The organism is Dyella sedimenti (genome assembly GCF_022760995.1).
Lineage (GTDB): Bacteria > Pseudomonadota > Gammaproteobacteria > Xanthomonadales > Rhodanobacteraceae > Dyella > Dyella sedimenti.
Map to the genome: position 1 here is coordinate 425447 of NZ_JAKWJO010000001.1, position 19169 is coordinate 444615.

Here is a 19169-nt window from a genome sequence, read left to right on the forward strand (position 1 = left end):
CCTGTCCACGGCCCCTCCCCAACCCTTCCTGCGGTTCGCGGGGGAGGCTGGGAGGGGGCCCGATGTTGCGGCGCGGCGAGGCCGGGGTGCCTTGGGGTACAATAGCCGTTTCCGCATAGCCCCCCGTTCCCCGCATGATCGCACTCGACGGGCAGAGCGCCCTCTCGCCTTTTCGCCTGGACCGCCTGAACGCGCGCCTGGAAGCCATCCACCGTGGCACCCGCGTGCAGACCTCGTGGTTCGTCTATTTCATCGACGCCGGGCAGGAGCCCGGGGGCGAGCAGCGCCAGCGCCTGCTGGAAGTGCTCGAGGCGAAGGACGGCGCACCGGAGGCCGCCTCGCTGTGGGTGGTGCCGCGCCTGGGCACGATCTCGCCCTGGTCGAGCAAGGCCACCGACATCCTGCATGGCGCGGGCTTCGACGTGCATCGCGTCGAGCGCGGCATCGCCTGGCAGGTCGCCGGCCTGCCCGCCGCCGACCTGCCGCAGTACGAGTCGGTGCTGGCGGTGCTGCACGACGCCATGACCCAGTCGGTGCTGACCCGCCTGGACCAGGCCGGGGGCCTGTTCCTGGGTGGCCGGCCCGGCCCGCTGGTGCACGTGGCCCTGGGCGGCGACGCCAGGGCCGCGCTGGACGAGGCGAACAAGGAATTGGGCCTGGCCCTGGCCGAGGACGAGATCGAGTACCTCGCCGAGCGCTATGCCGAGCTGGGCCGCGATCCCACGGACGCCGAGCTGTTCATGTTCGCCCAGGCCAACTCCGAGCACTGCCGCCACAAGGTGTTCAACGCCAGTTGGACGCTGGATGGCGAGGCGCAGGACAAGAGTCTGTTCGCCATGATCAAGAACACCCACCAGCGCTCGCCCGCGCATACGTTGTCGGCCTACAAGGACAACGCGGCGGTGATCGAGGGCTACGAGGGCCGGCGCTTCTTCCCCGACGAGCACGGCGTGTGGCGCGCGCATGACGAGCGCATCGACTACGCGATCAAGGTGGAGACGCACAACCACCCGACCGCGATCGCACCGTGGCCCGGCGCGGCCACCGGCGCGGGCGGCGAAATCCGCGACGAGGGCGCCACCGGCCGCGGCGCCAAGCCCAAGGCCGGCCTCACCGGCTTCTCGGTGTCGGACCTGCGCATCCCCGGCAAGCCGCGTCCGTGGGAAGTGGAGCGCCCGCTGCCGCCGCACATGGCCACCGCGTTCGAGATCATGCGCGATGGCCCGCTGGGCGCCGCCGCCTTCAACAACGAGTTCGGCCGCCCCGCGCTGGGCGGCTACTTCCGCACCTACGAGCACGAGACCGGCGAGGCCGGCGTGCGCCGCGGCTACGACAAGCCGATCATGCTCGCCGGCGGCCTGGCCAACATCCGCGCCGGCCACGTGCAGAAGCGCGAGGTGCAGCCGGGCAACAAGGTGATCGTGCTGGGTGGCCCGGCCATGCTGATCGGCCTGGGCGGTGGCGCCGCCTCGTCGGTGGCCTCGGGCACCTCCAGCCAGGAGCTGGATTTCGCCTCGGTGCAGCGCGACAACGCCGAGATGGAGCGCCGCGCGCAGCAGGTGATCGACAGCTGCTGGGCGCGCGGCGAGCACAACCCCATCGTCAGCGTGCACGACGTGGGCGCGGGCGGCCTGTCCAACGCGATTCCCGAGCTGCTCAACGACGCCGGCGTGGGCGGGCGCATCGACCTTTCCAAGGTGCCGTGCGACGACCCCTCGCTGTCGCCGATGCAGGTGTGGAGCAACGAATCGCAGGAGCGCTACGTGCTCGCCATCGGCGCGGAAAGCCTGGCCGAGTTCGAGGACTACTGCCGTCGCGAGCGCTGCCCGTACGCGGTGGTAGGCGAAGCCACCGCCGAGCGCCGCCTGCTGGTGCACGACCCGCGCAGCGACACCACGGTGATCGACCTGCCGATGGACGTGCTGTTCGGCAAGCCGCCGCGCATGCACCGCGACGCCCACCACGTGAAGCCGCGCGTGGACCTGGTGCCCGACCTGGCCGGCATCAGCATGGACGAGGCCCTGCTGCGCGTGCTGCGCCTGCCCACCGTGGGCAGCAAGAGCTTCCTCATCACCATCGGCGACCGCACCGTGGGCGGCCTCAACCACCGCGACCCGATGGTCGGCCCGTGGCAGGTGCCGGTGGCCGACTGCGCCGTCACCATCACCGATTTCGACGGCTATACCGGCGAGGCGATGGCGATGGCCGAGCGCGCGCCGGTGGCCCTGCTCAACAGCGCCGACGCCGCGCGCCTGGCGGTGGGCGAGGCCATCACCAATCTGGCGGCCGCGCCGATCGCCTCGCTCGGCGAGGTGCGCCTGTCGGCCAACTGGATGGCGGCGGTGAACTATCCCGGCGAGGACGCCGCGCTGTTCGACGCGGTGAAGGCGGTGGGCATGGAGCTGTGCCCGGAGCTGGACATCTCCATCCCGGTCGGCAAGGACTCGCTGTCCATGCAGACCGTGTGGAAGGATGGCGACACCGTGCAGCGCACCGTCTCGCCGGTGTCGCTGGTGATTACCGGCTTCGCGCGCGTCACCGACGTGCGCCGCACGCTGACCCCGCAGTTGCGCCTGGACCGCGGCGATTCCGAGCTGTGGCTGCTGGACCTCGGCGCCTGCCGCGACCGTCTGGGTGGCTCGGCGCTGACCCAGGTGTTCAACCGCGGCGGCGGCGTGCCGCCCGACCTGGACGACGCCAAGCGCCTGAAGTCGCTGTTCAACCTAGTGCAGGAGGCCAATGCCAACGGCCTGCTGCTGGCCTACCACGACCGTTCCGACGGCGGCGTCATCGTCACCCTGCTGGAAATGGCCTTCGCCGGCCATTGCGGCCTGGAAATCCAGTTGGACGGCTGGGCCGAGGCCGCGCTGCGCGCCCTGTTCAACGAGGAGCTGGGCGCGGTGGTGCAGGTCGCCACCGCCAACCGCGAGGCGTTCGAGGCGCTGCTGGTCAAGCACGAGCTGACCAGCATGGCCTATCGCATCGGCCGCCCGAAGGAGAAGCTCGGCATCAAGCTGTTCCACAACGGCGAGACGCTGTTCAAGTGGAACTGGCGCACGCTGTTCGAGGCCTGGAACGAAACCAGCCACGCCATGCAGCGCCTGCGCGACAACCCGGCCAGCGCCGACGCCGAGAACACGTGGCGGCTGGATGACGCCGACCCCGGCATCAGCCCCAAGCTCACCTTCGAGCCGCAGGACGACATCGCCGCGCCGGTCATCGCCAGGGGCGCGCGTCCGCGCGTGGCGGTGCTGCGCGAGCAGGGCGTCAACGGCCAGGTGGAAATGGCCGCCGCGTTCACCCGCGCCGGCTTCGACGCGGTGGATGTGCACATGTCCGATCTCGCCAGCGGCCGCGTCAAGCTGGCCGATTTCCGCGGCTTCGCCGCCTGCGGCGGCTTCTCCTACGGCGACGTGCTGGGCGCGGGCCGCGGCTGGGCCACCTCGATCCTCTACAACGACTACCTGCGCGCCGAGTTCAGCACCTTCTTCGCCGACGACACGCGCTTCGCGCTGGGCGTGTGCAACGGCTGCCAGATGATGAGCCAGCTCAAGGACATCATTCCCGGCGCGCAGCATTGGCCGAAGTTCCTGCGCAACGCCTCCGAGCAGTACGAGGCGCGCGTGGCCACGCTGGAGGTGCTCGACTCGCCGAGCATCCTGCTCAAGGGCATGGCCGGCTCGCGCATCCCGGTGGCGGTGGCGCACGGCGAGGGGCGCGTCAGCTTCCCCAGCCACTGCAGCCCGTCCAAGGCGGGTGCCGCGCTGCGCTACGTGGATAACCGTGGCCGTCCCACCGAGGACTACCCGCTCAACCCGAACGGCTCGCCCGGCGGCCTCGCCGGCTTCACCGCCGCCGACGGCCGCGTGACCATCCTGATGCCACACCCCGAGCGCGTGTTCCGCAGCGTGCAGATGAGCTGGCATCCGGACAAGTGGGGCGAGGATTCGCCGTGGATGCGCATGTTCCGCAACGCGCGGGTGTGGTGCGGCTGATGCCGCGCGGCCGCATGGGGGCCTAGCCATGGCCGGCCCGGTGGCGCGCTGGCTGGCCAGGACGCTGCCGGCGGCATCCTGGGCCGTGCTGCTGGCGTTGTCGCCATGGTGGGCCGGCTTGCTGCTGCTGTTGCTGCTGGCGCTGGGCGCGGTGATGTTCGACCGCCGCATCGCGTCGTACGCGACGCTGTGCAGGCACGGCCTGCGCTGGGGCCTGCCGGGCCTGTTGTTCGCGCTGCAGCGTGCGCTGGGCAGTGATCTGCTGGCCTGGGGCGCCGCCTTGCTGGGCGCGCTGGTGGGGTTTTCCCTGCTGGTGTTGTTGGAGTCGCTGCTCGACCACCGGGTGCGGCGCATGCCGGCCGGCAGGATGACGCCGGAATGGAGCGAGCTGGCCCTGGCGCCGGTCGGTCCGCCGGCGCGCATCATCGAGCTGGCGCGGGCCTCCTGGCAGGACGCCGCTGCCGGCAATCTCGCCGATCCCGCCGGAGCCGCCGTGCGCTACGAGGCGCACGGCGGAGGACGCGGGCGCTATGTGTTCGCGCAGGGACGCAGCATCGAGCGGGCCGGCCCGCGCTGCTGCTTCGGTCCCGGCGGCCGCTGGTTCGCGGCCTGCCAGGCCGGCCGGCGCGGCACGGTGCTGTGGGACCGGCAGGCCGATCGCATCCATCGACTGGCCGGATGGGCACTCAGTGGCTGGGAGGGCGAGCAGCCCTGGCTGGCGAGAGGCTCCGATGGCGTACCCGTCTCACTGCACGAAGTGCTGGGGCGCGGCCGGTCCTGATGCCGCCATCCATGGGTTCGTCGCCTCCCGAACCCCCGCCACTACCTCCATACTTGCCGCAGTGACTACAACCGATACCTCCGCTTCCCTTGCTTCCGTGCTGCCGGTCAGCGTGATCGTGGTGGCCGCCGACAGCGGCCCCACGCTGCGCGACTGCGTGCGGCGCGTCCTGGCCTGCGACATCCCGCTGGAGATGATCCTGGTCGACAACGACTCGTCCGACGGTATCCCGCAGGCCATCGCCCGCGCCCACGAGGGCGACGGGCGGCTGCAGGTGATCTACAACCGCGCCAACCTCGGCTTCGGCCCGGCGGTGAACCGCGGCGCCGCCGCGGCGCACGGGCAATCCCTGCTGGTGCTCAATCCCGATTGCCTGATCGATGCCACGGTGCTGCGGCGCCTGCTCGCGACGCTCGCCGCGCACCCGCGCGCGGGCGTGGTCGGCGCGGTGGTATGCGACGAGGACGGCGCGCCCGATCCCGCCTCGTACCGGCGCGACCCGCTGCTGCGCCGCGCACTGAGCACGCTGTTCGGGCATGGCGGGGAAGGGGTCAATATCGAGGGCGCGATCCCGCGCGCACTGGTGGAGGCCGAGGCCGTGTCCGGCGCGTTGATGCTGTTGCCGCGCCACGTGTTCGATGTCCTCGCGGGGTTCGACGAGGCGTACTTCCTGCACTGCGAGGACCTGGACCTGTGCCGGCGCGCGCGCGACGCAGGCTACCGGGTGATGCTGGCCGGCGACGTACGCGTGCTGCACGGCAAGGGCAGTTCCAGCCGGCATCGTCCGGTGTTCGTCAGCCGGCACAAGCACCGCGGCATGTGGCGCTGGTTCCGCAAGTTCGATCCGGACGCGCGCAAGCCGTGGATCGCGGCGCTGGTGTGGCTGGGCATCTGGGCTCACTTCCTGCTGAAGATTCCCGGCCAGTGGCTGCGGCTGATGCGCCGCCGGCTGGCCAGCGGCAAGGGCGCCGCATGAGCATGCCGCTTCGCGGTTCCCGCGTGGCTATGCTCGGACTGATGGCGGTCACCGCGGTCTGGGGTTCCACCTTCTTCCTGATCAAGGACCTGGTGGCGCACATGCCGGTGGCGGATTTCCTCGCCGTGCGCTTCCTCATCGCCGCGCTGGCCATGCTGGTGCTGTTCCTGCGCCCGCTGCGGCAACTGGGCCGGCGGGAATGGATGCAGGGCGTGGCGCTTGGCGCCGTGTATGGCGTGGCCCAGCTGCTGCAGACCTTCGGGCTGGCGCATACCTCGGCCAGCATCAGCGGCTTCGCCACTGGCATGTATGTGGTGTTCACGCCGCTGATCGGCACCGTGCTGCTGCGCCAGCGCCTGCCGCCGGTGACCTGGATCGCCGTGCTGCTTTCCGTGGGCGGCCTCGCGCTGCTGGCGCTGCACGGCCTGGGCCTGAGCTACGGCGTATGGCTCACGCTGGCCTCGGCCGCGTTGTACGGCGTGCATATCGTCGGGCTGGGTGCGTGGTCGCGGCCGGGCCACGCGTTCGCGCTGTCCACCGTGCAGATGCTGGTGATCGCCGCGATCTGCCTGCTGGCGACGTGGCCATCCGGACCGAAGCTACCACCCAGCGGTGGCGCCTGGCTGGCGGTGGCGTACATGGCGCTGGCCGCCGGCGCGGGCGCGATGCTGGTGCAGACCTGGGCGCAGGCGCACCTGTCGTCCACGCGCGCGGCCATCGTGATGACGCTGGAACCGGTGTTCGCGGCCGGCTTCGCGGTGGCGGCCGGGCAGGAGGCGCTGACCTGGCGCATGCTGGGCGGCGGCGCACTGATCCTGGCGGCGATGTACCTGGTGGAACTGGCGCCCCGCGGCGCGGTGCAGGCGGAGGCGCTGCACCACGAGGTGTAACGGTGGCCAAGAGCACCCCTTCCCAGCCCTCCCCTGCGGTGGCAGGGGAGGGAGTCAGTGCGTGTGCCTCAGGCGATCGCCGGCAGCGTCTCCACGCCCGCCTCGATTGCCGCCTTGTGCGTCAGGCAGCGCGGCAGGATGCGTGCGAAGTAGAACGCCGCCGTGTCGCGCTTGGCTTGCTTGAACGACTCCTGCTGGCTGCTGCCGGCCAGGGCCGCCACGTTGCGGGCCCACAGGTAGGCCAGGGTGACGTAGCCGGAGTAGTACAGGTAGTCCACCGCCGCGGCACCCAGTTCCTCCGGATTGGCCTGCACGCGCTGGGCCAGGGCCAGGGTGAGGTCCGCCCATTCCTTGGCGTGCGTGGCCAGCGGGGCGATCAGGCCGGCCAGCGCGGCGTCCGTCGCGTGCTGCTGGCAGAACGCCTGGATCTCCTTGAGGAACAGCTTGAAGCCGGCGCCCTGCAACTGGAGGATCTTGCGGCCCAGCAGGTCGGCGGCCTGGATGCCGGTGGTGCCTTCGTACAGGGTGATGATGCGGGCGTCGCGGACGAACTGCTCGATACCGTTCTCGCCGATGTAGCCGTGGCCGCCGTAGATCTGCAGCGCCTCCTTGGTGCTTTCCTGGGTCAGCTCGGTGACCACGCCCTTGGCGATCGGGATCAGGAAGGCGACCAGGTCGCCGGCCTGCTTGCGGGTGGCCTCGTCGGTGGCGCGCGCCTCCACGTCGGTCTGCAGCGCGGTGTACAGCAGCAGGGTGCGCGAGGCTTCCACGATGGCGCGCTGGGTCAGCAGCATGCGGCGCACGTCCGGCTGCACCAGCAGGTTGTCGGCGGGCTTCTCGGGGAACTTCGGGCCCGACAGCGAGCGGCCCTGCAGACGTTCGCGCGCATAGTTGAGGCTGTTCTGCAGCGCGCGCTCGGACAGTGCCAGGCCTTGCACGCCCACGCCCAGGCGCGCCGCGTTCATCATGGTGAACATGGCGGCCAGGCCCTTGTGCGGCTGGCCGATCAGGTAGCCCTCGGCGTCGTCGAAGTTCATCACGCAGGTGGCCGAGCCCTTGATGCCCATCTTGTGCTCGATGGCGCCGGCGGCGACGCGGTTGCGCTCGCCCAGCGAGCCGTCCGCCTTCACCTTGAACTTCGGCACGATGAACATGGAGATGCCGCGGCTGCCGGCCGGGGCGTCCGGCAGGCGGGCCAGCACGAGGTGGATGATGTTCTCGGCCAGGTCGTGCTCGCCGGCGCTGATGAAGATCTTGGTGCCGGTGATACGGTAGCTGCCGTCGGCGGCGGGCTCGGCGCGGGTCTTGAGCAGGCCCAGGTCGGAGCCGGCCTGCGGTTCGGTCAGGCACATGGTGCCGGTCCAGCGGCCTTCCACGATGGGCTTGAGGTAGGTCTCCTGCTGCGCCTCGGTGCCGTGCAACTCCATCGCGTGGCAGGCGCCTTCGGACAGCAGCGGGTACAGGCTCCACGCCAGGTTGCCGGACTGGAAGATCTCGGTGGTGGCGGTGCCCATCACGTTGGGCAGCGCCTGGCCGCCGAAGCGCTCGGGCTGGGTCAGGCCGGTCCAGCCGCCTTCGGCGAAGGCCTTGAAGGCCTCCTTGAAGCCCTTGGGCGTGGTCACCGTCTGGGTGGCCTTGTCGTAGTGGCAGCCCTCGGCGTCGCCGCTGGCGTTGGTGGGCGCCAGCACGGCCTCGCTGAGGCGGCCGGCTTCCTCCAGCACGGCATCGAGCAGGTCGCGCGTATGGCCTTCGCCGCCCTGCAGCTGGGTGAGGACGGCTTCGGCGCCCAGCACGTCGTAGAGGGCGAAGCGCTGGTCGTCGAGCGGGGCCTTGTAGATGGTCATGGCGAGGTTCCTTCGGTGGTGATGCGGGGCGCCGGGAAATCAGCGCCAGGTGTTGGGGATGCCCGGCACCGGCGAGAGCCAGTCGTTGCCGTGGAAGTTGAAGTCGCGCGCTGCCTTTTCCTGCTCGGGCTTGGCGTTGGCGCTGCCGCTGACGCTGTAGGGCACGCTGCCGGCGCTGCCCTTGGCCGCGGCGGCCTTGAGCGCGGCGGCCATCTCCGGCGTGGGCAGCAGGTCAATCCGGGTGACGTCGGCGGCGAAGGCGGGGATGTCCAGGTCGAAGCGGCTGTGCAGCCGCACCGGGATCAGTTCGGCGATCTTCAGCTCGCCGTCGAGCGAATGGAAATCCATCTCGCCGTAGCTGTTGTTCTGGATGCGCAGGGTGATGCGCCATTGCCCGTCCGCCTGCGTGGTCATCTCCTGGATGCTCACCGTGGGCGGGAACACGCTCTTCTTCGGCGGCCCGCAGGCCACCAGGCCAGCCACCAGCACAGCGAGCGCTACCGAGCGAAGCAGTCGTCCCATGGGATCACCTCAAACGATTGTTTGAATCTTAGCAGGATGAGCTTGCCGGCTGTCACCGGGGGCATCGATCCGGCTGATGGAGTCCCGGGCCGCCGGGAGGTTCCCATGGCGCAGCGCAACAGGCATCATCCCGTGTCCAGCCTCCATACGTGCCGCCCATGACCCGTCGCATCGTCGCCCGCCGCTCGCCCATCCACGGCAATGGCGTTTTTGCCGCCGCCCCGATCAGGAAGGGCGAGGAAATCATCGAGTACAAGGGCACGCTGATGACCCATGCCGAGGCCGACGTGCTGTACGGCGACGGCGGCGAGACCGGGCACACCTTCCTGTTCACGCTCAACGACCACTACCTGATCGACGCCAACCGCAAGGGCAACACGGCGCGCTGGATCAACCACAGCTGCGAGCCGAACTGCCAGGCGCTGATCGAGGAGAGCGCCGACGGCGACCCGCGCAAGGACCGCGTGCTGATCGAGGCCATCCGCAACATCAAGCCGGGCGAGGAGCTGACCTACGACTACGGCATCACCCTGGACGTGCCGCACACCGCGCGCCTGAAGAAGCTGTGGGCTTGCCGCTGCGGCTCGAAGAAGTGCACGGGCACGCTGCTGAAGGCCAAGCGCTGAGGCAGCCCTGTGTGTGGGAGCGCACCCTGTGCGCTCCCGCAAGTCAATTTTTTAGCGTGACGGGGCGTCGGGATAGTCGATGGCGACCACTTCCACCGCAAGGTCGCCGGCCGGGCGCCGCCATACCACCTCGTCGCCCACGCGCGCGCCGAGCAGGGCCCTGGCCAGCGGCGAGACGTAGCTGACCAGGCCGTGCTCCACGTCGGCCTCGTCCTCGCCCACGATGCGGTAGCGCGCCTCGCCCTCGTCGCTGTCCACCGTCACCCGCGCGCCGAAGGCCACGCGATCGCGCGGCTGTTGCGACAGGTCCACCTCGATGGCGCTGCCCACGCGTGCGTTGAGCCAGCGCAGCTCGCGTTCCACCGCGGCCAGTTCGCTCTGCTGCGGCAGCGTGTCGGCGGCCGTGCGCAGGGCATCGCGGCGCTCGCGCACGGCGACCAGCCGCGCGCGCAGCTGGACCAGCCCGTTCGGCGTGACGTAGTTGGGATGCTCGCTCAGCGGGATGTCCGGCTGGCGCTCGCCAACCGACTCGTCCGCATCCTTGACGAAGGCGCGGCTCATGTCATTCCTCCAGCACCGGCCGGTGCCGATGCGCGTGACAGGTAGGAGATGGCGCCGCCACGCCGTGCATCAAGCGCCAGGCGGGCGCTTGCGGCGGGATGCGGCGCGTCGTGCGGCGAAGCTTCAGTCTTCCTCGGCGTGCGGTTTCCAGGCCTCGGTCAGCTGTTTCTGCACCGGCGCCGGCACCGGTTCGTAATGGCTCAGGTCGAGGCTGTAGCGGCCGCGTCCGCCGGTCATGGCCTTCAGCTCGGTGGGATAGTCGGTCAGCTCGGCCAGCGGCGCCTGCGCTTTTATCACCAGTTCGCCGCCACGCAGGGTATCGGTGCCCAGGATGCGCGCGCGCTTGCCGGCCAGGCCGCCGGTGACGTCGCCCACGCTGGTCTCGGGGATGGCGACCTCCACGTCCACGATCGGTTCCAGCACGATCGGGCGCGCCTTGCCCACGGCGTCGAGGAAGGCCTTGCGGCCGGCGCTGATGAAGGCCACCTCCTTGGAATCGACCGGGTGGTACTTGCCGTCGTATACGGTGACGCGCAGGTCCTGGATCGGATAGCCCGCGATGGCGCCGGTCTCCATCGCCTGGCGTATGCCTTTCTCGATGGCGGGCAGGAACTGTCCCGGGATCACCCCGCCTTTCACGGCATCGACGAACTCGAAGCCGGCGCCGCGGTCCAGCGGCTCCACGCGCAGGAACACCTCGCCGAACTGGCCGGCGCCGCCGGTCTGTTTCTTGTGCCGGTGGTGGCCTTCGGCGTGGCCGGCGATGGTCTCGCGGTAGGCGATGCGCGGCGGATGCGTCTGGACCTCCACGCCGTAGCGCTCCTTCATGCGCTCCAGCATCACCTTCAGGTGCAGGTCCGAGAGTCCGCGCACCACGGTCTCGTTCAATTCCTTGTGGTGCTCCACGCGAAAGCAGGGGTCTTCCTCGGCCAGCCGCGCGAGCGCCTGCGACAGCTTCTGCTCCTGGCCCTTGTGCTTCGGTTCCAGCGCCAGGCCGAACATCGGCTGCGGCAGGGCCATGGGTGCGAGATGGATGCGGTCCTCGTCGTGCGAGTCGTGCAGCACGGCGTCGAAGTGGATGTCCTCGACCTTGGCCACGGCGGCGATGTCGCCGGCGATGGCCTGCTCGATCTCGTCATGGTGCCTGCCGCGCAGGCGGAACAGATGGCCCACCTTGAACGGCTTCTTGCTGTCGTCGACGAAGAGCTGGGTGTCGCGGCGGATGGTGCCCTGCCACACGCGGAATACGCTGAGCTTGCCGACGAAGGGATCGTTGACGATCTTGAACACGTCGGCGATCGCATGCTGGCGCGGATCGGCATTGACCGTGATGCGCTCGTCCTCGCCGTTGAGGAAGGGCGGCGGATTGCCTTCGCCGGGATGCGGCAGCAGGCGATCGGCCAGTTCCAGGAATGCGGGGATGCCGACGCCGGTGCGCGCGGAGACGAAGCAGATCGGCACCAAGTGGCCCTCGCGCAGGCATTGCTCGAAGGCGTCATGCAGTTCCTGCGGGCTGAGGTCGTCCTCGCCGGCGTCGAGGTAGTGGCCCATCACCGATTCGTTGATTTCCACCACCTGGTCGAGGATGCGCTGGTGCGCCTCGGCCAGCGAGGAGAAGTCGGTGGCGCCCTCGCCGTGGAAGAAGCAGTCCAGCACCTGCTGGCCGCCCTGCGCGGGCAGGTTCACCGGCAGGCACTGCGGGCCGAATTCCTCGCGCAGCGCCTCGACCAGTGCGGCGAGGCGGCCCGGGTCGGCGTCGATTTTGTTGACCACCAGCACGCGCGCCAGGCCGCGTTCGGCGGCGCGCTGCATCATGCGACGCGTGCCGTACTCGATGCCGTTGGAGGCGTTGACCACCACCGCCACCGTCTCCACCGCCGCGAAGGCGGACAGCGTGGGGCCGCGGAAATCCGCATAGCCGGGAGTATCGATGAGGTTGATGCGCGTATCGCGGAAGGGGACGCAGGCGACAGCGGTATCGATGGAATGGCCGCGCGCCTTCTCCTGCTCGTCGGTGTCCGACAGCGTGGTGCCGCGCTCCACCGAGCCCATGGCCTGGATGACGCCGCCGGCATGCAGCAGGGCCTCGAACAGCGTGGTCTTGCCGGCACCGGCGTGCCCGGCGAGCGCGATGTTCCTGATGGTTTCCGTGGCGTGCGACACGAGGCGACCCTCCCATGCTGGGCGCGGGATCGTGCCGACGATGACCTGCGGCGCCGCACGAGGCCGCGCAAGCGGCTGACGATGGCGGAGCCGTCATGGTCGTCCAGGCGTGCGGGACGCGGGGGCGGTCATGGCGGATGCGGCCGGGGCGACCGCTTTCCTAGGGTTTCCCTATTGGCCGGCAGGGTCAAGTCGCACTGCGGTGAAAGGGAACCCAGGGAGCATCCCGCTTGTCAGCAGAAGTCTCCACTCCACGCACGCGAGGTAGGACGCCTTTCGTGCGGCCATTCCCCGGCAGCAAGAAGGGAATCCCCATCGAGCACACCGAGCAGGTCGAACACCATCGCTGGACACCACCCGGGCCACAGTCACGCGGACTGGCGCCCCTGGATGGACCCACGCGCGCGCTGCTGCATCAGCTGCGCTGGCGCAAGGCCCCGCCGCAACGCGGGCGCCGCTGGCTGGCGCTGGGCATCGTGCTGGCGTTGCACGTCCTGTTCGCCTGGCTGACCTGGTACGAGATGCAAGGGCGCAGGGGCGAGCCCTTCGCCGGACACGCCCGCAACGGCGCCTTGCTGGTGCGCTTGATTCCCGCGACGCCCACGTCGCCGGCGGGTGCGCCGCCGCCGGAAGTGGTGCTGCCGGCCGCGCCGAAGGTCACGCCGCCGCGTCCACAGGCCGCACCCAAGCCGCCTCCGGTGCGGGAGCCGCCGGCCAAGGACGCGATGACCGTCAGCCTGCCGGCAACGGCCGCCACGGCCGCGCCGGCGCCGGCCTCGTCGGTACGGCTCTACAGCGACACAGGCCAGCCCCTGCTGCCTGCCGCAAGCAGCGCGCCCGCGCCGGCGACGCCCGGCTATGTGCAGCGTGGCCCGCAGGGCGACGGCAAGCTGATGCAGCACAGTAGCCCGGTCACCTACCAGCCCACGCGCTTCGACAAGGACTGGAAGGAGGGCGGCGGCAGCGCCATCGACGACGCGCTCAAGCGCGCGGTGGACAAGACCACGGTGCAGCACACCTTCCATCTCGCGCCGGGCGTGCGCATCCACTGCGGCATCTCGCTGGCGGCGCTGGCCGGCGGCTGCGGTGGCGATCCGCCGCCGCAGCCAACGAGCAAGAGCCGCGATATGCGCCTGAACATGGCGCCGGCCAGCACGTTGGCGCCGGGCACGCCGGCACCCAAGCCGCCCAGCGAGGACGAATGCATCGCCATCTATCGCGCCGACAAGCCACTGCCGCAGGGCTGCCCGGTCGACACCCCCACGCGCGCGGTGGACCAGGAGATGCGCGAGCGGGCGGCCCATGGCGGCGGCTGAGATCCAGCCTGCGCAGTGAGGCGCAGGACTACTCAAGACATCAGCCACGCCCGCTACACTTTGCCCATGGACAAGGGATCCGCGGGCCGGCTGACAGTGACGCTTCCATCGCCAAGGTCGGCGGCGGAGAGCGCGTCCGTGTACCGTCGCCGCCGCACCGAGCGGCCGCGCGAGCGCTGGCTGCGCATCCTGGGCCTGGCCGGCGCGCTGTTCGTGCACCTGGTTTTTCTGTTCGGCGCCGTCCTCGGGCCCGCCTACGAGATGGAGGAGCACGACGAATCGGGCCCGCCGCTGGTGGTGCGCCTGATCGAGCCGAAGAAGGAAGAGCCGCCACCGCCGCCGCCCGTGCGCGGTACGCCGCCGAAACAGGTGGGGCCGGTGCATCGCGGCAACGCGGCGAACGCGCCACGCACGGCACGCCAGAGCGCATCCTCCGTGCGGGCCAGCAGTGAGATGACGCCCATCCCGGTGCCCGCGCTGCAGACGCCGGTGATCGCCGAGGCGCCGAAGGCCAGCGCGCCCAGGCCGACCATCACCGCCGCGCCGCTGCCGCCGGTGACGCTCCCCAAGCCGGCCCCGGCCGAGCAGTTGCAACCGGTGCCCACCGCGCCGGTGCCGCCGCAGGTGGCGCTGGAAACGCCGCCGGTCGCGCCACCGGTGCCGCCGAAGTTCCAGCCCGAGCCCGTGCGCAAGCCGCAGGTCGAGGGCACCCAGCCGATGCCGCCGCCGGCCTCGCTGGCGATTCCCGAGCTGCCGTCGTCATCGGCGCCGGTGCCGACACCGCCCACTATCGCGATGGAGAAGCCCGCGCCGGTCGATACGCGTCCCAGCGTGGCCCCGGTGGCGCGCCCCGAAGTATCGGCCGCGCCGCCCCAACCGGCGCTGCAGGCGGTGCCGATGCCGGCGCAACCCGCGCCCACGGTGAACCTGCAGCCGCAGCCGGACACGGTGACGGCGGTGGTGCCGCGCGAGCAGCCCAAGGTGGAGACGCCGGCGATCCGCGTGGAGGAACCCGCGCTGGAGGCCGTGCCCTTGCCTCCCAACCCCCAGCCCAGCCTGGAGAGCCCCGAGGCGCCGCGGATGGAGACCATGGCGCCCGCCGCGGTCACCGTGGACAACAGGCCGGTGATCGAGCGCCCGCAGATCAGCGCCGAGCCGCCATCGACGCCCACGCCCAACCTGCCCCAGGCAGCCTCGACGCCTGCCAGCACGGCGCAGGTATCCAGCGCCGCCAGCACACCGGCGGCCGCCAGCAGCAACCCGGCCAGCGCGGGCGCGGCCGAGCAAGGCGCGAGCAGCGCGCCGAACGCCACCCCGAACGGCAGCGAGACCGGCACGCCGGGGCAGCCCAACGGCGTCAGCCAGTCGCCCACGGTCGCCGGCAAGGCTGGCGGCCTCAACCTCAACCTGCCGCCGGGGCAGGGCAGCGGCCAGGGTTCGCCGGGGCAAGGCCAGTCACCGCAGGGCGCCAGCGGCACCTACGTGCAGTTGCGGCCGCATGGCGACACCGAGATCATGTCGCATGGCACGCCGAACATCGGCTACAAGCCCACGCGCTTCGAGAAGGACTGGACGCCCGAGGGCGAAAGCTCGATCGACACCGCGCTGCGCCACGCGGTGGAGAAGACCACCTTGCGGCATACCTTCAACCTGCCGCGCGGAGTGCGCGTGGAGTGCGTGGTGATGCCGCTGTTCCCGATGGCCCTGCTCGGCTGCGGCGACGGCAATCCGCCGCCCAAGCCGGTGGAGGACACGGCCTACCAGCAGATGAGGCTGGCGCCCAGCCAATCGCTGGCGCCGCCGCCGGCGGCCAGCACGGCGCCGCCGGCCGCCACCGTCAAACTCGACAACAGCGCGCAGTGCGCGGCCGCGCGCGTGGCAGGCGGGCCGCTGCCGCCGGGGTGCCAGGCGGACCCCGGCGTGGTACCGGTCGCGCCGGCACACGGCAACAGCAGCTGGGTGCCGGCCAGCGACCAGTTCCACTAGCCGCCGGGCGCTGCGCTCAGCGCAGGATGCCGTCGGACTTGAGCTTGGGAATCAGCGTCTGCGCCAGTTGGATGGTGGCCTTGGGAATGTTGCTGGTGCCGACCGCCTGGGTGGTCACCGACCAGACCAGCTTCTCCGAGGCCGGGTCCCACACGCTGGTCTCCAACGTCACCACGTCGTACTGCGTGACGTCGGGCGTCGTGGCCCAGGCACCGCCGTACCAGCCCCAGAAGGGGCCGTAGGCGGGAGCGCCCGGGCTGACGTTGACCTTCTGCTCCACCCGCTGCACGCGGGTGACCAGCACCACCTGCGCATGGCTGTGCCTGACCAGTTCCTGCAGGCCCGGCTTGCCATCGGGACCCGAGGGGATCTGGGTATAGGCGGGCGTGGCCTGCACGCCGGCGGCCTGCAACTGCTGGGAGAAGGTGTCCTCGAAGATGTGCCGCATGGTCTCGCTGCGGGAGATACCCACCACCATCACGCTGGAAGCCGGCGGCCCCGGCCAGGACGGATTGCGCCATTCGTTGGTGATGCTGACGGTCGAGCATGCGCCGAGCACCAGGCTGGCGACGACGGACAACAAGCGCAGCGACTTCATGGCAGGAACTCCTGGATGGGGCCGCCCCCTTTGGCGGCAGCACATTGTGGGGCGCCCCCCGTGGAGGCGGTGCGATGAGCGCCGATGGGGGCTCGCCCACGGCTCTACAGCATGCGCAGCATTTCCTTCAGCAGCGGCAGCCGGCGCACGCGCACCGCGCTGACGCGGAACACCGCATTGGCCAGCGCGGGCGCGGCGGTAGGCATGGCCAGGAAGCTGGCGCCGGTGGGATCGCGGTCGCCCGGCACCACAATCACCTCGCAGGTGTCGGGCAACTGCGCCATGCTGGCCAGCGGATAGTCCTTCCAGTTGTGCTGCTGGACCTGGCTATCCTTGTAGCTGAGCGAGAGGTTGAGTGTGGTGGACAGCGCATCCAGCGTGGCGCCCGCCACCTGTCCTTCCAGGCCGGTGGGGTTGATGACCCGCCCCACGTCCACCGCGCACACGACGCGCTCGATGTTGAGCCGCTCGCCCTGCAGCGAGGCTTCCACCGCGTGCGCGACATAGGCGCCGCCGATATGCCAGCAGGCGATGCCCAGGCCATTGACGGTGCGCAGCCAGTTCTTCCACTCGATGCGGTCGGCCACCAGCTTGAGCACGTTGGCCAGGCGGCCGGTGTCCAGCGTGCGGCCATCGCCGAGCGGAACCACGCGCGGCTCGCCGATCAGGCGCAGGCGCGTGACCAGCGGGTCTTCCTTCAGGGCATGCGCGATCTCGTCGACAAAGCTTTCCACCGCGAACGCGTTGCCGGTATGCGGCATGCCGCGGGCGGGGCCGCGCGGCATGGCCGAGGGCAGCGCATACCAGTCGCTGCGCAGGTTCGGCACCAGGCCGGCGGGCAGCTGGTGCGCGTCCACCTCGGAGGTCCACAGGCGGTTGTCCGGCACGCCGCGCTGCGCCAGCGCCGAGGCGCTGGCCATGCGCTGGTTCCAGCTGACGACCTGGCGCTTGCCGTCCAGCGTGGCGCTGAACTTGTGGATGCTGGCGGAGCGGTAGAAGTCCTGCGCCAGATCCTCGTCGCGCGTCCACATCAGCTTGACCGGCCTCTCGACCTGCTTGGCCAGCATCACCGCCTCGGCCACGTAGTCGTGGTCGAGACGGCGGCCGTAGCCGCCGCCCACGCGCGGCACGCTGATCGCGATCTGCGCAGGCGGGAGCCCGGTGAGCCGCTGCACCACCTGCCAGGCCTGCTGCGGCGACTGGGTGGGCACCACCAGGCTGGCGTGGTCCTTGTCGATGCGCGCCAGGCAGTTCATCGGCTCGGGCGTGGCATGGGCCAGCCACGGCTGCACGTAGGTGGCCTCGACATGGCGCGCGGCCTTCCTGGCGGCGGTGTCGACGTCGCCATCGTCGCGCACGCGCGCGGTGGGCGCGGCGTTCTTGTCGTTGACGAGGTCGGTGGCTTGCTGCTCGAACCAGGCGCTGCTCTCGTTCTGGCTGCCGGGCTTCCATTGCAGCTTGAGTCTGGCGCGGCCCTGCAGGGCCGCCCAGGTGTTCTCGGCCAGTACCGCCACCGCGGGCGCGCGTACCGTCTGGCCCAGCGGCACGCCGGGCTCGGGCTTGAGTTGCACCACCTTGACCACGCCCTTCACCGCGAGCGCGTCGGCGGTGTCCAGGCTGTCCACGCCGCCGTCCGGCCAGGGGCAGTGGCTGAGCACGGCGACCAGCGCGTCGCCCACATAGCTGTCCAGTGCGTAGACGGCCTGGCCGGTGACGATGGCACGGGCGTCGATGTCGCCGGCGGGCTGGCCGATCAGGGTGTAGCGGTCGGGTGACTTCACCGGCACCGGCGTATCCGGCGGCGCGATCTTTGAAGCGGCTTCCGCCAGCGTGCCGTAGCCGAAGCGGCGGCCATCCGGCGCGACCACGTTGCCGGCATCGCAGCGCAACTGGTCGGCGGGTGCGCCCAGGCGGCGCGCCGCCGCCTGCAACAGCAGCCAGCGGGCGAGCGCGCCGGCCTCGCGCAGGTCGGCCCAGGCGGCCGGGATCGAATCGCCCAGGCCGCTGGTCTGGTGGCCGTAGACGAAGCGCGGCTTGCCGTTGTCGTCGTCCACGCCCAGGCCCAGCGGCACCGTGCTGACGCGGTTCCAGTCGGCATCGAGCTCGTCTGCGATGATGCGCGACAGCGAGGTCGAGGTGCCGGTGCCGGTATCGGGATCGCGCACGCCGATGATGACGTTGCCGTCGGCATCGATGCGCACGTAGGCGCCCAGCCCGTACAAGGTGTCGCCGGTCAGGGCGGCCGGTACCGGCGCGTCCACGGCGTCGGCGAAGGGGATGCCCACCACCAGCGCGCCGGCGGTGCCGGCCAGCACCTGCAGGAAGCGGCGGCGGGAAGGCCGCATGGCGTCGTCGCGGTCCATGCTCATGCGTGGCCTCCCTTGGCGGCGCGCTTGATGGCGCGCCGCACGCGCGTCTGGCAGCCGCAGCGGCACAGGTTGGGCAACTGGTCGATCTCGCTGTCGCTGGGCTGCGGGTGGCGGTTGAGCAGGTCCAGCGAGGCCATCAGCCAGCCCGGCGTGCAATAGCCGCAGCCGATGGCGTCCTCGTCCACGAAGGCCTGCTGCAGCGGATGCAGCTTGCCGTCGGCCGCGGCCAGGCCCTCCACCGTGAGCACCGACTTGCCTTCCAACTGCTCCATCGGCGTGCCGATGGCGGAGGCCAGCTTGCCGTTGACCAGCACCAGGTCGTAGCCCCCCTCGCCGTGCTCGCCGCTGTACTTGGTGCCGGTAAGGCGCAGCACGTCGCGCAGGTACCACAGCAGCGGCATGTGCGGATCGCCGGTATGGCGGTAGGCCCTGCCGTTGATCTGGAGGTCGATCCCGTCGCGCACCTTCTCGGGCGTGATGGTGCTGCCCGGGTGGGGCGTCAGGATCGGGTCTTGCGCATGCGCCATCGCTGGAACTCTCCT

14 protein-coding genes are annotated in these 19169 nt (G+C 70.8%); 7 read left to right on the forward strand and 7 right to left on the reverse strand.

Going from position 1 to position 19169, the window contains the following annotated elements:
- Positions 1-134: 134 nt before the first annotated feature.
- From purL to MJ605_RS01920, 4 genes are all read left to right on the forward strand, one after another.
- Positions 135-3995, forward strand: coding sequence for a phosphoribosylformylglycinamidine synthase (purL, locus tag MJ605_RS01905; RefSeq protein ID WP_243039164.1), 3861 nt, complete (start codon positions 135-137; stop codon positions 3993-3995).
- Positions 3996-4023: 28 nt separating this feature from the next.
- Positions 4024-4776: a hypothetical protein gene (locus MJ605_RS01910; protein WP_243039165.1), complete on the forward strand. Its 753-nt coding sequence runs from the start codon at positions 4024-4026 to the stop codon at positions 4774-4776.
- 61 nt (positions 4777-4837) lie between these two features.
- Positions 4838-5752, forward strand: coding sequence for a glycosyltransferase family 2 protein (locus tag MJ605_RS01915; protein WP_243039166.1), 915 nt, complete (start codon positions 4838-4840; stop codon positions 5750-5752).
- Positions 5749-6642 (forward strand): DMT family transporter, encoded by an 894-nt coding sequence (locus tag MJ605_RS01920; RefSeq protein WP_425600955.1) that lies wholly within the window; start codon positions 5749-5751, stop codon positions 6640-6642. Before MJ605_RS01915 ends, MJ605_RS01920 begins: the two co-directional genes overlap by 4 nt.
- Positions 6643-6710: 68 nt before the next feature.
- Here the strand turns inward: MJ605_RS01920 and MJ605_RS01925 are convergent, their stop codons facing one another.
- Positions 6711-8486, reverse strand: a complete 1776-nt coding sequence (locus tag MJ605_RS01925; protein WP_243039167.1) for an acyl-CoA dehydrogenase C-terminal domain-containing protein — start codon at positions 8484-8486, stop codon at positions 6711-6713.
- 39 nt (positions 8487-8525) lie between these two features.
- Positions 8526-9008 carry a hypothetical protein gene (locus MJ605_RS01930; protein WP_243039168.1) on the reverse strand — a complete coding sequence of 161 codons (483 nt, stop codon included), beginning with the start codon at positions 9006-9008 and terminating at the stop codon, positions 8526-8528.
- Between the two features lie 158 nt (positions 9009-9166).
- On the opposite strand from MJ605_RS01930, the gene MJ605_RS01935 reads away from it, so the two are divergent.
- Positions 9167-9634, forward strand: coding sequence for an SET domain-containing protein (locus tag MJ605_RS01935; protein WP_243039169.1), 468 nt, complete (start codon positions 9167-9169; stop codon positions 9632-9634).
- Positions 9635-9685: 51 nt separating this feature from the next.
- Here the strand turns inward: MJ605_RS01935 and MJ605_RS01940 are convergent, their stop codons facing one another.
- Both MJ605_RS01940 and fusA read right to left on the reverse strand, forming a co-directional pair.
- Positions 9686-10195 (reverse strand): GreA/GreB family elongation factor, encoded by a 510-nt coding sequence (locus MJ605_RS01940; protein WP_243039170.1) that lies wholly within the window; start codon positions 10193-10195, stop codon positions 9686-9688.
- Positions 10196-10318: 123 nt separating this feature from the next.
- The gene (gene fusA, locus MJ605_RS01945; protein ID WP_243039171.1) at positions 10319-12358 is read right to left on the reverse strand and encodes an elongation factor G; all 2040 of its coding nucleotides are present in this window, start codon (positions 12356-12358) and stop codon (positions 10319-10321) included.
- A 278-nt stretch (positions 12359-12636) separates the two neighbouring features.
- Between fusA and MJ605_RS01950 the strand changes: the two genes are divergently transcribed.
- Entirely contained in the window at positions 12637-13674 is a 1038-nt protein-coding gene (locus MJ605_RS01950; RefSeq protein WP_243039172.1) for a hypothetical protein, read from the forward strand.
- Between the two features lie 138 nt (positions 13675-13812).
- On the forward strand, positions 13813-15660 hold the full coding sequence (locus MJ605_RS01955; RefSeq protein ID WP_243039173.1) for a hypothetical protein: 1848 nt from the start codon (positions 13813-13815) through the stop codon (positions 15658-15660).
- Positions 15661-15676: 16 nt separating this feature from the next.
- Here the strand turns inward: MJ605_RS01955 and MJ605_RS01960 are convergent, their stop codons facing one another.
- From MJ605_RS01960 to MJ605_RS01970, 3 genes are all read right to left on the reverse strand, one after another.
- Positions 15677-16258, reverse strand: a complete 582-nt coding sequence (locus MJ605_RS01960; protein WP_243039174.1) for a DUF4136 domain-containing protein — start codon at positions 16256-16258, stop codon at positions 15677-15679.
- A gap of 104 nt (positions 16259-16362) precedes the next feature.
- On the reverse strand, positions 16363-18627 hold the full coding sequence (locus MJ605_RS01965; RefSeq protein ID WP_243039175.1) for a xanthine dehydrogenase family protein molybdopterin-binding subunit: 2265 nt from the start codon (positions 18625-18627) through the stop codon (positions 16363-16365).
- Positions 18624-19154, reverse strand: a complete 531-nt coding sequence (locus MJ605_RS01970) for a (2Fe-2S)-binding protein (protein ID WP_243039176.1) — start codon at positions 19152-19154, stop codon at positions 18624-18626. The genes MJ605_RS01965 and MJ605_RS01970 overlap by 4 nt, the downstream gene beginning before the upstream one ends.
- Positions 19155-19169 lie beyond the last annotated feature (15 nt).